Source organism: Yinghuangia soli (genome assembly GCF_021502675.1).
Taxonomy (GTDB): Bacteria; Actinomycetota; Actinomycetes; order Streptomycetales; family Streptomycetaceae; genus Yinghuangia; species Yinghuangia soli.
On the sequence record NZ_JAKFHA010000006.1, the window covers coordinates 226,530 to 240,543 of the forward strand.

Here is a 14,014-nt window from a genome sequence, read left to right on the forward strand (position 1 = left end):
TGTGGGCCCCCGGCCCCCCCCCCCCCCCGGGGGGGGGGGGGCGGGCCCCCCCCCCCCCCGGGGAGGTTGCACCATGCCGCGCGACCCCCCTCCCGCGGTTGACTCGTCCGTAAGGCAAGGCGACGTATGCCGGGCAGACGGAGAGGAGAGGGCGATGGGCGCCCTCGGAGGGCTGGTCACAGCGGTGGGGCTGCTGCCCGCACTGGTGATCCTGGCCGCGGGTGCGGCCCTGGAACTGCGCTCCTGCGGCCGGCGCACGCGGTCGGGCGGCCCGGTCCGCAAACAGGGAGCCGGGCCCGGAGGTCAGCGCCGCGGAACGACCCCGGACAGCCGGGCGGTGACCGCGGGGATCACGATCGCGGCGACGACCACGTGGGAGACGCACAGCATGAGCTTGGTGGACACCGCGGTGTCGCCGGCCAGCAGCGGCGGCACGAACGACAGCACGGTCAGCGCGAGCGCGGTGCGCAGGTAGGTGCGGGCCGGCGCCTTGGCGAAGCGGGCGATGAGCAGGGCCAGGACCGTGCCGAGCACCACGTTCACCGCGGTGCCCATCGCGAACATGCCGGTCTGGATGGGGTCCGACTCCGAGGCACCCACACCGCCCGCCCGCATCGGGACGCCCAGCGCGTCCGCGGCCAGCCCGTACAGCTCCGCCGCGACAGCCGCGACGACACCGGCGCCGAGGCTCACCAGGGCGAGCGGGCGGGTCCGTACGGTTCTTGCGACCGCCGGGCGGATGCCGGAGCGGGCGGAGGCGGGACCGGAGGCGGGAACAGTGGCGGCAGGGGCAGCAGGGGCGGACTGGGCGGCAGGGGCGGACTGGACGGGCTCGGCGGCGTTCATGGCGGGCTCCCTGAGGCGTGGGCGGCGGTACGTCTGCCCGTAGGTCGAACCACGCCGGGCCGCCTCGACATCGGAGCCGGGATTCCGCGGAAACTTCTTCGGAGCGCCGCGGCAGCCGCAGGAACCCACCACCCGAGCCAAGCAGGTACAACAGGTACGCAGGCATGCGACAGGGGCGGCCTGGAGACCCCTGAGGGTGCTGAAATCTCCAGGCCGCCCCTGTTTCTGCCGCAGGCGGGGCGCTGCCCTGAATGGTTCCCCGTCCGCGGAAGTCCGGCAGGCCGTCAGAACGTCGGCGTCAGCTCCGCAGGCGCGTCGCCGAGCAGGTCGGCCGCCACCCGGGCGCGGTGGTACCCCGCGTCGCCCCACGCCGCGCCGAGGGCCCACGCGCGCTTCATGAAGAGCTGCAGGTCGTGCTCCTCGGTGTAGCCGATCGCGCCGTGCACCTGGAGGCCGTTGCGGGCCGCCAGGTCGGCCGCCTCGCCCGCGTAGATCTTGGCCATCGAGACGTCGCGGGCCGCCGACGGCAGGCCGCGGGCCACCGAGTACGCCGCGCGCATCACGACCGGGCGAGCGAACTCGATCTTGATGAGCACGTTCGCCAGGTGGTGCTGCACCGACTGGTGAGTGCCGATCAGGACGCCGCGCTGCACGCGCTGCTTGGCGTACTCGACGGACATGTCGAGCATGCGCTTGGCCAGGCCGAGCAACTGCGCGGCCGCACCCAGCGCGCCGCGGTCGGCGGCCCGGGCCAGAGCCGCGGCGGCCGCCTCGCCCGAACCCACGAGGGTCTCCGGAGAGGGCGTGAAGCCGACCTTGAAGAGCTTGCGGCTGCGGTCCACCGAGCGCTGCGCGACCAGGTCGCACTCCGCCGGGTCGACGACGTGGATCTCCGCGCCGTCCTCCCCCGCGAGCCCGATGACCAGCAGGTCGGCCTCGCCCGCCTCGATCGCGAAAGGCTGCCCGGGAAGCAGGACCGCGGCGGTGGCCTCGCCTGCGGAGATCTTCTCGAGCCAGCCGGACGCGGGGGCGAACTCGGCCAGCAGGCCGGCCGCGACCGCGGACTCCAGGAGCGGCTCGGGCAGCGCCGCGTAGCCGGCCTCCTCCAGGACCGCGGAGAGCTCCTCGTCGGTCAGACCGAGGCCGTCCTGCTCCTCGGGCACCACAAGGCCGGTGACGCCGATCTTGGCCAGCTCGGCCCAGCGCGCGGACACCGCGGTGTCCGCCGCCCATGCAGCGCGCAGCTGCTCGGTGGTGCAGTTGGCGGCCAGGAAGTCCCGCACGGTCTCCCGGAACATCTGCTGGTCTTCGGTGAATGCCAGACGCATCGTCAGTTTCCTTTACTCACAGAGCTCAGCAGTGCTCACTTGGCCCGGGGAAGGCCGAGGATGCGTTCCGCGATCGTGTTGCGCTGGATCTCGTTGGTGCCCGCGTAGATCGGGCCGCCGAGAGCGAACAGGAAGCCGTCCAGCCAGCGCGCGCCGTCCACGGCGTCCGGCGAGCCCTCGTCCAGCTCGCCGTACCCGCCGAGCAGCTTGAGCGCGGTGGCGTGCAGTTCGACGTCCATCTGCGACCAGAAGACCTTGTTGATGGACGAGTCGGCGCCGATCTGGCCGCCGTCCAGCAGCTTGGTGACGGTGCCGAACGTGAAGAGCCGGTACGCCTCGGCATCCATCCAGGCCTGCACGGCCGCGTCGCGCAGCACCTGGTCGCCGTTGCCGCGCTCCTTGTAGAGCTCCAGGAGGCGGTCCGCGGGGGCCAGGAAGCGGCCCGGGCTGCGCAGGTTGAGGCCGCGCTCGCTGCCGGTGGTGGCGATCATGATCTTCCAGCCCTCGCCCGCGCCGCCGAGCACGTCGGCGTCCGGCACGAAGACGTCGTCGAGGAAGACCTCGGCGAAGCCGGGCTCGCCGTCCAGCTGCGGGATCGGGCGGACCGTGACGCCCGTGGACGCCAGGTCGACCATGAAGTACGTCAGGCCGTGGTGCCGCCGGGACTCCGGGTCGGTGCGGAAGAGGCCGAAGAGGCGGTGCCCGTAGGTGCCGCGCGAGCTCCAGATCTTCTGGCCGTTGAGCACCCAGCCGCCGCGCTCCTCGTCGCGGTCCGCGCGCGAGCGGACGTTGGCGAGGTCGGAGCCGGCCTCGGGCTCGGACCAGCCTTGCACCCAGATCTCCTCGCCGGAGGCCATCTTGGGCAGGTAGCGGTCCTGCTGCTCCTTGGAGCCGAATTCGAAGACCGTCGGGGCGAAGAGGAAGATGCCGTTCTGGCTCACGCGGCCCGGGGCGCCCGCGCGGTAGTACTCCTCCTCGAAGATCAGCCACTCGGTGAGGCCGGCCTCGCGGCCGCCGTACGCCTTGGGCCAGGACACGACCGCCCACCGGGCGTCGAAGAGCTTCTTCTCCCACTCCTGGTGGAGCCGGAAGCCCTCCTCGGTGTCCATCGACGGCAAGGGCGTCGCGGGAACGTTGGCTTCCAGCCAGGAGCGGACCTCCTGACGGAATTCCTGCTCCTTCGGCGAGAACTCGAGATCCACCGGGACACTCCTCACACTGCTCGCCTCTTCGGCGCTTCGCCGGGCGCGAGTAGCATATAACTGACGGACCGTCAGGTAAGCGGTCCAGGGGATGTCCGTTAAATCACTCTGGGAGTTCCGATGCCCGAGGCATACATCGTCGAGGCGGTCCGTACGCCGGTCGGTCGCAAGAAGGGCTCCCTTGCGGGCGTCCACCCGGCCGACCTCGGCGCGCACGCCCTCAAGGCCCTGGTCGAGCGCAGCGGCATCGACCCGGACACGGTCGACGACGTGATGATGGGCTGCGTCGACGCGATCGGCCCGCAGGCGGGCAACGTGGCGCGCACCGCGTGGCTGGCGGCCGGCTACTCGGAGGCCGTACCGGGCGTCACCATCGACCGCCAGTGCGGCTCGTCGCAGCAGGCCATCCACTTCGCCGCGCAGGCCGTGATGTCCGGCACGAACGACGTGGTCATCGCCGGCGGCCTGCAGAACATGAACCAGATCCCGATCTCGGCGGCCATGACCTCGGCCGCTCAGTTCGGCTTCACCGACCCGTTCTCGGGTTCCAAGGGCTGGGTGGACCGATACGGGAACGAGCCGGTCGACCAGTTCTACGGCGCCGAGCTGATCGCCAAGCGCTGGGGCATCACGCGCCGCGAGATGGAGGAGTTCGCGCTCGCCTCGCACGACCGCGCGATCGCCGCCATCGACAACGGGCACTTCGCCAAGGAGATCGCCCCCATCGAGGTCGGCGGCACCCTCGTCGACACCGACGAGCCCCCGCGCCGCGGCACCACGCTGGAGAAGATGGCCGAGCTCAAGGTGCTCATGGAGGACGGCAGCATGACCGCCGCCGTCGCCTCGCAGATCTCGGACGGCGCCGCCGCACTGCTCATCGTCTCGGAGCGCGCGCTGGAGCAGTACGGCCTGACCCCGCGGGCCCGCATCCACCACATCAGCGTGCGCGGCGCGTCGCCGATCGAGATGCTCTCCGCGCCGATCCCGGCCACCGAGTACGCGTTCGCCAAGACCGGTCTCACCATCGACGACATCGACGCGGTCGAGATCAACGAGGCGTTCGCCCCGGTCGTGCTGTCCTGGATGAAGGACATCAAGGCGGACCACGCCAAGGTCAACCCGAACGGCGGCGCCATCGCGCTGGGCCACCCGCTCGGTGCCACCGGCGCGCGCCTGATGACCACCCTGCTGCACCAGCTGGAGCGCACCGGCGGCCGCTACGGCCTGCAGACCATGTGCGAAGGCGGCGGCCTGGCGAACGTCACCATCATCGAGCGCCTGGGCTGATCCGCCCGCGGGCGGCGCACCCGCCGCACCGCACCGCGTACGCCGAAGGGCGGCCTTTCCCCTCCCCGGGAAGGGCCGCCCTTCGGCGTTCCCGGGCAGGCCCGGAAGAACCGATCCCGCAGAGATCCCGCATAGATCCCGGGCAGGCCCGGCACAGATCCCGCACGCGAAATGTTTGGCAACTCCCAGAATGCGGGCGGAGATTCTAGACCCAGGGCACGGGGGGTCCGCTGGGAAACAGCTGATTTCACCCGTTCGCGGAAGGACCCTGCGTAGCGTCTCGGTCACTGTCGCCACGCAGGAAGGGGAGCCCGGCGTGCCAGGGATCGACGAATGCCTACTGGAGGCCATGGACCTGCCAGGGGCGTTGGGTGCCTCGGTGGTCGAGTGGATCAGCGGCTTGGCCCTGGGCGCGGTCGGCGAGTCGCCGAACGGCGATCACGAGGCCACCGCCGCGGAGACCGCCGAACTCGCGCGGCTGGCCGCGGAGTACGCCGCGTTCTCGGCGCGCGAGGTGCGCTACATCGCGGCCGATACGCCGGTGGAGGACATCATCGTCACCACCCGGACCGGGTTCCACCTGCTCCGGTTCGTGGAGACGCAGTTCGACAGCAGCGTGTTCGTGCACCTGTGGCTGGACCGCGCGACCGCCAACCTGGCGCTGTCCCGAATACGGCTCCAGGACCTCGCGGAACGGCTGGCCCTGTCATGACCATCGCCGCGGACACCTGGACATTGGCCACCGTCCCCAGGGCGCCGGGCGACGGGATGCCCTGGGGGCCGGGCGGATTCCTGTCCGCGCCCGAGCCCGCCAGGGGCGGGGCGGGCGCCGACCGGCCGCTCGACGACACCACCCGCGCGACCGGCCCGACCGGCCCTTCCGACACGACCGACACTGCAGCCGCTCCGCAGCCGCCTGCCGACTCGGACGCGCCGTCCGAACCGGCCGAACCGGTCGGCCCGGAAAGCCTGTTCGACGACGAAACGGCGACCGGCACCACGCTGCTCCGGCTCGCCGAGCAGCACGCCACCGGCGTCCTGCTCGGCGACGCCGGGGCGGTCTACCTCCTCGACGGCGAGGTGGTGCACGCCGAAAGCCCCGCCTCCCCCACGCTCGACGTCCTGCTCGCGGCGGCCGGCCGGCTGTCCCCGGAAAGCTGGCAGGACGCCGTCGACCAGGCCGGCCGGCACCATCAGGTCGGCCGCTTCCTGGTCGAGCAAGGCCGTCTGGCCGAGGGCGAGTTGGAGATCTGCCACCTCGGTGCGCTCTTCGACGCCGCGTACTTCGCACTGGGACCGGGCGCCGGGCAGCTCCGCTTCCGGCACGGTGCCGCGCACTGGCTCGGCCCGATCCGCCCGGTCTCGGCCCGGACCGTCGCGCGCGAATCGCGGCGCCGCCGCGAACTCCTCGACCAGGTCTGCCCGCAGCCGCGGCTGGACGTGTCGCCGGTCGCGCGCCGCTGCGGCAGCACCGCCACGGCGTCGTGCAGCGCACGCCAGCAAGCGCTGCTCGACCTCGCCGACGGCGTGCGGACGCCGTGCACGATCGCGCACTTGCTGGGCCGGCCCGCGTACCACGTGCTGGTCGACGTGCGCCGCCTGGCCGCCGCCGGGCTGATCGGCACGCCGTACGACGAAGAACCGCTGAAGCCCACGCCGTTGCCCACGTGGCTCGGCCATGCGGCGACCGCGGAAGAGCCCGATGTCGCGCTCCTGCGGCGTCTCCGGGACCTCCTGGAGGCGCGGCTGTGAGCACGCCTACCGATGAACCGACGTCATGAGGCGTGCGCTGTGGCAGCGCGCCGGGAGGAGGAAACCGAAAGTGCCGGCGGCGGAAGCCGAAGTCCTCGACGAGATACGCCGACTGCGCGCCAGGCTGCCGCAGGTCACCGGTGCGGTGGCGGCCAGCGCGGACGGATTCGTCATCGCCCAGGACGCGGCCGGGCCCGAGGCCGAGGGCATTGCCGCGCTCACCGCGGCATCGCTCGCGGTCGCCGTCCGGCTGGCCGCCGCGACCGGGCGCGGCGAGTTCCGGGAACTCCTCGTGCAGGGCGAGGACGGCTACGTCGCCACCTATGCGGCCGGGCCCACCGCGGTCCTGACCGTCCTCGCGGAGCCGCGTACCAACGTCGGCCGCCTGCACCTGGAGTCGCGGATCTCCGGCGCGCGCATCGCCGAACTGGTCACCAGGAGCGACCCGACATGACAGCACCACGCCCCACCCCACCCAGGAGAGGAAGACCACCCGCGATGGCAGCGAACGCGAACACCGACACCGCCCTCAAGGAAGCGATGACCACGATCGAGGGGACGATCGGCATCGCCCTCGTGGACTACAACAGCGGCATGGCGCTGGGCACACTCGGCGGCGGAAAAGATCTCGATCTGACCGTCGCAGCGGCCGGCAATACCGACGTGGTCCGGGCCAAGGCGCGGACCATGGAAATGCTGGGCCTCAAGGAGGAGATCGAGGACATCCTCATCACCCTCGACACCCAGTACCACATGATCCGGCTGCTCAAGGGCCGCGGGAAGACCGGACTCTTCCTCTACCTGGCCCTCGACAAGAACCGTGCGAACCTCGCCATGGCGCGCCATCAACTCAAGCGCATCGAGGCCGAGTTGGAGGTCTGAGCCGAACCCCCGGGCGAACCGGGGACGGCTGCGGGCCCCGCCTGGGGCTCCGGGGGCGGGTCGCGGGGGTCGCCGCGGCCCGCCCCCGGACCGTTCTCCGGTCCAGTAGCCAGTACGGCCAGGACAGTCAGGACAGTCAGGGCGGCTCAGGCGCCGGTCGGCACGGCCGAGCGCGCGGGCGGCGGTGCGTCCTCGGCCCTGCGCACCACGACGCCGACCGTCACGATCATCACGGCCATCCCGCCCGCGCCCAGCCCCATGGCGGCGCCCGGGTCGAGCGAGGCGAGGGTCCCCAGGCTGGGGGCGACCCGGTTGGCCGGGTCGTACACCGCGAGGAAGCGGTCCCCCGGCGCGCCGGGGCAGGCACCGGACTCGCGCAGTTCGTCGCGGGAGCCGTCCGGCAGGCGTACGACGCAGAACTGCGTGGGCTCGGAGCCCGGCGTCACCTCGCGGGTGCGCTGCTCGACGACGGTGGCGCTGCCGTCCTTGCCGAAGACGTACATGTAGAGGTCGTACGCCTGCAGCGCGGAGGCCAGCAGCAGGAGGCTGCCCAGCGCCCCCGAGATCATCAGGGCCCACGGACGCGGGCGGATGTGCCGCAGCACGTAGTAGCGCAGCAGGGCCAGTTGCAGCAGGAGCGGGGCCGCGACGACGATGCCGCGGGCCATTCCGCCTTCCAGGAAGCTGCTGTTCAGCCCGTACACCTGGACCGGCCAGCACACCGCGCAGACCATGAGGAAGACCGCTGCACGCCACGCGAGGGTGTGGTGGTCGACCGCGGGCAGGCGCCAGCGGGGCAGGATCCGTAACGTGAGTCCACTTACCGGGCCAGGCATGCTCCACCGTCCACGGCCAACGTCGCACCCGTAATGTACGACGCCGCATCGGATGCCAGGAACAGTACGGCGTCCGCGACTTCGTGCCGTGAGCCGTGCCGGCCGAGCGGACTGTGCGTGCGGGTGCCGGTGACGGCGGTGACGCGGCTGTACCCCTCGGTGCCGGTCATCCCGCCGGGGGCGACGACGTTGACGCGGACCTTGTTCTTGCCCCACTCGATCGCGCAGGTGCGGGTGAGGGCGTCCACTCCGGCCTTGGCGGAGGCCACGTGCGCCTGCATCGCCATGCCGGTGTACTGGATGGTCGCCGAGATGTTGACGATCGTGCCGCCGTGCTCGCCGAGGTAGGCGTCGAACGCGGCCCGGGACATGTTGAACGTGCCGAGCAGGTCGATGTCGACGACCGCCTTGAAGCCGTTCGGGCTGAGCCCGGTCAGCGGCGCGGGGAAGTTGCCCGCGGCGTTGTTGACGACGATGTCCAGCCGGCCGTAGGCGTCCAGCGTCTCGGCGACGACCTTCTGAACCTGCGTCATATCCCGTATGTCGCATACCCCGTAGCGCGCGTCTATGCCCTGCGAGACCAGCTCTTTGACGGCCGGCCGCAGGTTGTCCTCCTTGCGGCTGCAAATCGCCACCTTGGCGCCGTGCCGCCCCAGCGTCCGGGCGATCTCCAGCCCCAGTCCGGTTGCTCCGCCGGTCACGACGGCTACCCGGCCCTCCAGGATGTCCTCGCGGAAGATGCTCGTCATACGTCCGTCCCCGCCATCGACCGGCCGACCCCCTGCGCCTACCTGACCACGTGTCAGGCACATTCCACAGCCGAGCCTAGGTCGCCTGCCCGGGACGCGGTAGCGATTCGGACATATTGAGTGATCACCGCCTCCCCGGGTCGATGGAGGTCCCTCTGACGGGAGGGCTCCCCGCGGGGATCCTGAGAGTGGACCATCGGTTGCAGCGGCAAGGACGACCGCACAGGAAGGGGGACCTCATGCCCCTGTTGGATGCTCTCCGGCAGCGCCGGAGCGATGCCCGGGCCAGGCAGCAGGCGCAGTTCGCGCGCGACCTCGCGTACCGGCCCGTCAGCCTTTACCAGGCTGCGCAGTTCACCGGCGGGAGTCCCACCGAAGTGGCCGTGTGGCTGCTGCTGGAGGGCGGCCACGTGCATGTCGCACGCGACGGCCGGGCCCGGGCGGCGAGCGGGGCGTCGCCCGCGAACCTGCCCGATCCCGTACAGCACTTGGTCCTCGCCCTGCTGATGCGCCACCCGGGGGGCCTGAAGCTGCACGAGATGATCGCGGACCCGGAGTGCGCCCTCCACTGCGAGTACGCGCGGCCTGTCGACGTCTGGGAGATCTTCCCGGACGCCAAGCGCAGGGCCGCGACGGCCTTCCTCGACGCGCACTGCCGCCTGATGCTGGCCCGGCGCTTCGCCGGACTCGGGTTCCCCGAGGAGCGGGCCGCCCTGCGGATGTATCGCCACCGGGCGCCGGTCTACCAAGCGCCCGGCTCGGCGGACAGCTACCGGGTGCCGTCCCGGCGGCGCCGGAGCGGCAGTTCGTCGTCGAGTTCCGACGGCGGGGGCTGCGGGACGTCGTGCGGCGGCTCGTGCGGCGGGGGCGGCTGCGGAGGGTGCGGGGGCGGCTGACCGACACGAGGGATGCCCCTCGGACGCGTGTTTCCCGCTCTGCCATCCTGGCCGCAGATGACAAGCAATGCAGCGGCAACGATGACCGCACAGGAGGCAGGCCCGATGGCTTCGCTCGAATTCAGCAGCAACAGCAGTGGCAGTGACGGGGGCAGCTACGAGCCCTTGGCTCCCGATTGGGTGCTCGACGTGCTCGGCCTTTTGGTCGTGGCAGATCTGCTGTTCATCCTCTCCCTTTTCGTCGCACGGGCCTTCCTGATGGCTCGTGTGCGGCGTATGGCCGGTGGCGGTGCGCGCCTCACGGCCTACAGCGCCGCCGAGTTCAACACCGGCGACCTCAAGCCCGCGGACGTCGCGGTCCTGATCCTCGTGCGCGACGGGTTCGCCCACGTCGCCCGCGACGGCCTGGTCCGCGCCGCGAACCGGGACCGGACGGAGCGCCCCGGGGACCCGGTCGCCGCCTCCGTGTACGAGGCACTGGTGGAAGCCGGGGCCGCCGGCCGGCACCCCCACAGCCTCGACATCGTCGCCGAGGGCATCACGCACTACATGCGGCACACCGCCGGCGAGCACTCGTTGCTGTCGCGGTTCCGGCGCAAGCCCGCACACACCCTCGCGCTCTTGAAGGAGCGGGCCCGCTGGGCGGCACGGGCACTGCCGGCCATTGTCCTGGTCATGGGGCTCGCCAGCGGTCCCCCGCAATGGCCGTCGCTGGTCGTCATCGGCATCCTGGCCTGGCCCGCATTCTGCATAGCCGCCGGGCTCGGCATGCTGGCCTCGGTCTTCTTCCGTTCGCGCGTGTACGAACGGGCGCTGCGCAAGCCCCGGCGGTACGCCACCGCGTACGTGGCCGAGTGGCAGCGCGGCTTCGGCTTCGCCGAGGAGCAGCAGGCACTCGCCCGGAGCCGTCAGGCGAAGGCCGCCCAGGACGCCGCGGAAGCCGAAGAAAGGCGCCTGGCTGCGGCGGCGTCCTCGTCCTCATCGTCGTCGGGCGGCTGCGGCAGCTCGGACAGCAGCTGCAGCTCGTGCAGCGGTTGCGGCGGGGGTGGGTGCAGTTGAGTACGGGCTTTGCATTCCTGGTACCGGCCGGCCTCGTCGCCGTGTACGCCGTCCTCGCCCGGCTTTCCCAAGTGGCGCCGTCAGCAGAGGAGTACGCCACGGCGCAGCGCATTGCGGATGGACCGGTCAACGTCTACCAGGCCGCGGCGTTCGCCAGGCAGAGCGTGACCCCGCAGGAGTTGGCGGTCCGGCAGCTGCGCCAGGCCGGACTGGTCCACCTGTCGCGCCACGGCATCGTGCGGGCGCTCGACAAGGACCGGCAGCCTGACGACGACCCGGTGCAGCGGGCCGCCTACGCGCTGCTGCTGGCCGACTTCGACGACGGGCTCACGGTCGACGAGATCGGTGCGGCACGGGAGTTCCGCGCCGCGCTGGAGGAGCACGCACCGCCGTTGCTGCGGCGTGTCCCGGTGGCCCCGGACGCCCGCTACCGGCGCCTGCACCACTGGGCGGTGGCGTGTGCGGTGCTGACGCAGGTCGCGCTGGTGGGGGCCGTATGCCTGTGGCTCGGCCTCACGCTCGGCGCTGCCGTCGGCTCGGCCGTCGTGTTCTCGGCGTTGGTCTGGCCCGCCCCGTTGCTGGCCGGTGCACTCGGCGACCGGTTCTTCCCGTCCGCGCGACACAGCCCGAAGCCGCTGACGCCGCTGACGGCGCGGTGCACGGAGGTCGTCGGGACCCACGCGGCCGACGCCGACGCCGGACAGTCGTGACCTGAGCCCCCGCCCCGACCCGGCAGTGATCGCTTGCGCCTCTAATCCTGGATGTCTAATATCCGGATTAGGAGCTCGACACCGGGCGCCTCCGTTTCCGGCCGCACTGCATGGGCCCTTCGGAAGGGAGATTCTGGATGCCCAATGTCTTGATTGACGATCGGCCCGCGGTCACCCGCCAAGACGGCGGACGCGGAGGCTGGGCGGCAGTCTTCGCGGTCGCGGTCGGGATCTCCTCGCTGATGACCTCCGAGTTGCTCCCGGTCGGCCTGCTCACCCCCGTGGGCAGCGACCTCGATGTCTCCGAGGGCACCGCAGGCCTCATGGTCACCGCCCCCGGCCTGGTCGCCGCGTTCTCGGCCCCGCTGCTCACGGTCGCCGCGGGACGGTTCGACCGCCGCATCGTCCTGGTCGCCCTCATCGCCCTGGTCGGCGCCGCCAATCTGGTCTCGGCGTTCGCGACGAATTTCGCGACCGTGCTGGTGGCGCGGCTGCTGATCGGCATCAGCGTCGGCGGCTTCTGGGCGGTCGCCGGCAGCCTGGCGCTCCGCCTCGTCCCGGCCGACCAGGTCGCCCGCGCCACCGCAGTCGTCTTCGGCGGCGTCTCGACGGCCTCGGTCCTCGGCGTCCCGGCCGGCACCTGGCTGGGCGAACTCGCCGGATGGCGTGTCGCGTTCGGTGCCGTGGGGGTGCTCGGACTACTGGCGCTGGTCGGGCTGCTCACCCTGCTCCCGCCGCTGCCCGCCGAGCGCACCCCCGCACTCGCCGACCTCGGCACCCTGCTGCGCACGAACCGCGGCGTACGCGTCGGGCTGGCCGCGACCTTCCTGCTGATCACCGGCCAGTTCGTGGCCTACACCTTCGTCCGGCCGGTGCTGCAGGACGTGACCGGGACGGGCGGCGGCAGCGTCGGCGCACTGCTCCTCGTCTACGGAATCGCAGGCGTCGTCGGCAACTTCGCGGCCGGCTCGGTCGCCTCGCGCGGCGTCCGCCGCGCTCTCCTCGGCGTCGCGGGCGGCCTGGCGGCGGCGCTCGTCCTGATCGCCGCCATCGGCAGCGCCGGCCATCCGTGGGCCACCGCCGCACCGCTGCTCGTCCTGTGGGGCCTGGCGTACGGCGCGGTCCCGGTCTGCCTCCAGACCTGGATTCTCAAGTCCGCCCCGGCCGAGGGCGAAGCGGCCAGTTCGCTCTTCGTCGCCGTCTTCAACCTGTCCATCGCCCTCGGCGCCCTGCTCGGCGGCTTCGCCGTCGAGGGAATCGCGACCGCCGCGGTGCTGTGGCTCGGCGGGGCACTCGTCCTCGCCACCGCGCTCGCCGTCGGCACCGCCGCCGAACCCGCGGACGCGTGAGCGCACCTGCGCCCAAGCCGTCCCCGTACCTGCCACCTGTACCTCAGCCAAGGAGCATGCAATGCCGCACACCCTCAGCAACCCGGCCGGCCTGCACAACCCCGTCGACTACGGCTACAGCCACGTCGCATCCGTCCCGAAGGCGGACCTGGTCTTCGTCGCCGGGCAGTACGCCTCGGACGAGACCGGCCATGTCGTCGCGGACGACTTCGCCGCCCAGGTCGAGCAGTCGTTCGCCAACATCGGCCGCGCCTTGGCCGCGCAGGGACTGGGCTTCGGCGACGTCGTCCAGCTGCGGACCTTCATCGTCGACCACGACGAGTCGAAGCTGGGCGCGCTGCTCGCGGTGATCTCCCGGATCTGGGGCGACCGCCCGCCGACCCAGACCCTCCTCGGCGTCGCCGCGCTGGCGCTCCCGGACATGAAGTTCGAGGTCGACGCCGTGGCCGCCCGCCACTGAAGGGCATGCATCCCGGGTGCCCGGACCGCCACCGCGGTCCGGGCACCCGCTATTCGGGGCACGACTGGTGGAGTCCCACGACACCCAACTCGACGCGCGTACCGGCCCTCACCGACTTCGCCGCGCCCGGCGACTGCGTGCAGACCTTCCAGCGCCGCTCGAACGCCTGCTCGCTCTCCCGTTCGAGGAGGTCATGGCTCCCGGTCAGCGGAAACCCGGCCTGGTCGAGGACCCGCTTCGCCCGGTCCAGCCGCAGCCCCACGACATCCGGCACCCGCTCCTTCGCGGGCCCGCGCACCCCGTACCCCAGCGCGGCGAGCACCAAGGCCATCGGGATCAGCAGCCCGAAGAAGATCCCGGCGAACACCACACCCCTGCGCACGAACCGCTCCCCGGAGTAGCGCCGACCCCCGATCCAACCACCCGCGCCGCGCGCCCTCTCGACCCCCACCCGGACCGAGAGGACACACCCGGCGCCCGGACCGCACCTCCGGCCGACGCCCCCACGCCAAGCCGAGGCCCGCCCCACCCCGATGCCCACCACCACGTCCGGACCCCGCACTGAGGTTCACCCCGACCCGAGCCGACCGCCGCACAAGTCGGGCAATGTCGGGCACTACCGGGCAAGCCATGGCGCGCCCCGGTCGCCTGCCGGTCC

Annotated in this window: 16 protein-coding genes; 10 read left to right on the top strand and 6 right to left on the bottom strand. The window is 72.0% G+C overall.

Annotated features, from left to right (window positions below; all coding sequences use genetic code 11):
* Positions 1 to 303 precede the first annotated feature (303 nt).
* The 3 genes from LZ495_RS14075 to LZ495_RS14085 form a co-directional block, all read right to left on the bottom strand.
* Positions 304 to 846 (bottom strand): DUF6069 family protein, encoded by a 543-nt coding sequence (locus LZ495_RS14075; protein ID WP_235052498.1) that lies wholly within the window; start codon positions 844 to 846, stop codon positions 304 to 306.
* A gap of 284 nt (positions 847 to 1,130) precedes the next feature.
* Positions 1,131 to 2,174 (bottom strand): acyl-CoA dehydrogenase family protein, encoded by a 1,044-nt coding sequence (locus LZ495_RS14080; protein WP_235052499.1) that lies wholly within the window; start codon positions 2,172 to 2,174, stop codon positions 1,131 to 1,133.
* 35 nt (positions 2,175 to 2,209) lie between these two features.
* On the bottom strand, positions 2,210 to 3,376 hold the full coding sequence (locus LZ495_RS14085) for an acyl-CoA dehydrogenase family protein (protein ID WP_235052500.1): 1,167 nt from the start codon (positions 3,374 to 3,376) through the stop codon (positions 2,210 to 2,212).
* Positions 3,377 to 3,496: 120 nt separating this feature from the next.
* Between LZ495_RS14085 and LZ495_RS14090 the strand changes: the two genes are divergently transcribed.
* The 5 genes from LZ495_RS14090 to LZ495_RS14110 all read left to right on the top strand — a co-directional run bounded on the left by LZ495_RS14090 (position 3,497) and on the right by LZ495_RS14110 (position 7,297).
* Entirely contained in the window at positions 3,497 to 4,663 is a 1,167-nt protein-coding gene (locus LZ495_RS14090) for an acetyl-CoA C-acetyltransferase (protein WP_235052501.1), read from the top strand.
* Positions 4,664 to 4,979: 316 nt separating this feature from the next.
* Positions 4,980 to 5,375, top strand: a complete 396-nt coding sequence (locus LZ495_RS14095) for a hypothetical protein (protein WP_235052502.1) — start codon at positions 4,980 to 4,982, stop codon at positions 5,373 to 5,375.
* Positions 5,376 to 5,632: 257 nt separating this feature from the next.
* Complete coding sequence (locus LZ495_RS14100; protein ID WP_235052622.1) at positions 5,633 to 6,415, top strand: transcriptional regulator; 783 nt, start codon at positions 5,633 to 5,635, stop codon at positions 6,413 to 6,415.
* Positions 6,416 to 6,485: 70 nt separating this feature from the next.
* Complete coding sequence (locus LZ495_RS14105; protein ID WP_235052503.1) at positions 6,486 to 6,869, top strand: roadblock/LC7 domain-containing protein; 384 nt, start codon at positions 6,486 to 6,488, stop codon at positions 6,867 to 6,869.
* Between the two features lie 44 nt (positions 6,870 to 6,913).
* Complete coding sequence (locus LZ495_RS14110; protein WP_235052504.1) at positions 6,914 to 7,297, top strand: hypothetical protein; 384 nt, start codon at positions 6,914 to 6,916, stop codon at positions 7,295 to 7,297.
* 146 nt (positions 7,298 to 7,443) lie between these two features.
* On the opposite strand, the gene LZ495_RS14115 is transcribed toward LZ495_RS14110, so the two are convergent.
* Both LZ495_RS14115 and LZ495_RS14120 read right to left on the bottom strand, forming a co-directional pair.
* On the bottom strand, positions 7,444 to 8,133 hold the full coding sequence (locus tag LZ495_RS14115; RefSeq protein WP_235052505.1) for a hypothetical protein: 690 nt from the start codon (positions 8,131 to 8,133) through the stop codon (positions 7,444 to 7,446).
* Positions 8,118 to 8,882 carry an SDR family oxidoreductase gene (locus tag LZ495_RS14120; protein WP_235052506.1) on the bottom strand — a complete coding sequence of 255 codons (765 nt, stop codon included), beginning with the start codon at positions 8,880 to 8,882 and terminating at the stop codon, positions 8,118 to 8,120. The genes LZ495_RS14115 and LZ495_RS14120 overlap by 16 nt, the downstream gene beginning before the upstream one ends.
* A gap of 239 nt (positions 8,883 to 9,121) precedes the next feature.
* Between LZ495_RS14120 and LZ495_RS14125 the strand changes: the two genes are divergently transcribed.
* The 5 genes from LZ495_RS14125 (at position 9,122) to LZ495_RS14145 (ending at position 13,356) form a co-directional block, all read left to right on the top strand.
* On the top strand, positions 9,122 to 9,778 hold the full coding sequence (locus LZ495_RS14125) for a hypothetical protein (protein WP_235052507.1): 657 nt from the start codon (positions 9,122 to 9,124) through the stop codon (positions 9,776 to 9,778).
* A gap of 105 nt (positions 9,779 to 9,883) precedes the next feature.
* A complete protein-coding gene (locus LZ495_RS14130; RefSeq protein WP_235052508.1) occupies positions 9,884 to 10,837 on the top strand; it encodes a hypothetical protein in 954 nt (317 codons plus the stop codon).
* Entirely contained in the window at positions 10,834 to 11,547 is a 714-nt protein-coding gene (locus tag LZ495_RS14135) for a hypothetical protein (protein WP_235052509.1), read from the top strand. The genes LZ495_RS14130 and LZ495_RS14135 overlap by 4 nt, the downstream gene beginning before the upstream one ends.
* Positions 11,548 to 11,684: 137 nt before the next feature.
* Positions 11,685 to 12,896 (top strand): MFS transporter, encoded by a 1,212-nt coding sequence (locus tag LZ495_RS14140; protein WP_235052510.1) that lies wholly within the window; start codon positions 11,685 to 11,687, stop codon positions 12,894 to 12,896.
* 61 nt (positions 12,897 to 12,957) lie between these two features.
* Positions 12,958 to 13,356 (top strand): RidA family protein, encoded by a 399-nt coding sequence (locus LZ495_RS14145; protein ID WP_235052511.1) that lies wholly within the window; start codon positions 12,958 to 12,960, stop codon positions 13,354 to 13,356.
* A 49-nt stretch (positions 13,357 to 13,405) separates the two neighbouring features.
* On the opposite strand, the gene LZ495_RS14150 is transcribed toward LZ495_RS14145, so the two are convergent.
* A complete protein-coding gene (locus LZ495_RS14150; protein ID WP_235052512.1) occupies positions 13,406 to 13,738 on the bottom strand; it encodes a PASTA domain-containing protein in 333 nt (110 codons plus the stop codon).
* Positions 13,739 to 14,014: the final 276 nt, after the last annotated feature.

What these genes read in the sequence shown, in the direction of transcription:
- LZ495_RS14080 (WP_235052499.1), bottom strand. Translation starts at nt 2,174, where the DNA reads ATGCGTCTGGCATTCACCGAAGACCAGCAGATGTTCCGGGAGACCGTG.
- LZ495_RS14075 (WP_235052498.1), bottom strand. Translation starts at nt 846, where the DNA reads ATGAACGCCGCCGAGCCCGTCCAGTCCGCCCCTGCCGCCCAGTCCGCC.
- LZ495_RS14120 (WP_235052506.1), bottom strand. Translation starts at nt 8,882, where the DNA reads ATGACGAGCATCTTCCGCGAGGACATCCTGGAGGGCCGGGTAGCCGTC.
- LZ495_RS14145 (WP_235052511.1), top strand. Translation starts at nt 12,958, where the DNA reads ATGCCGCACACCCTCAGCAACCCGGCCGGCCTGCACAACCCCGTCGAC.
- LZ495_RS14130 (WP_235052508.1), top strand. Translation starts at nt 9,884, where the DNA reads ATGGCTTCGCTCGAATTCAGCAGCAACAGCAGTGGCAGTGACGGGGGC.
- LZ495_RS14115 (WP_235052505.1), bottom strand. Translation starts at nt 8,133, where the DNA reads ATGCCTGGCCCGGTAAGTGGACTCACGTTACGGATCCTGCCCCGCTGG.
- LZ495_RS14090 (WP_235052501.1), top strand. Translation starts at nt 3,497, where the DNA reads ATGCCCGAGGCATACATCGTCGAGGCGGTCCGTACGCCGGTCGGTCGC.
- LZ495_RS14125 (WP_235052507.1), top strand. Translation starts at nt 9,122, where the DNA reads ATGCCCCTGTTGGATGCTCTCCGGCAGCGCCGGAGCGATGCCCGGGCC.
- LZ495_RS14140 (WP_235052510.1), top strand. Translation starts at nt 11,685, where the DNA reads ATGCCCAATGTCTTGATTGACGATCGGCCCGCGGTCACCCGCCAAGAC.
- LZ495_RS14110 (WP_235052504.1), top strand. Translation starts at nt 6,914, where the DNA reads ATGGCAGCGAACGCGAACACCGACACCGCCCTCAAGGAAGCGATGACC.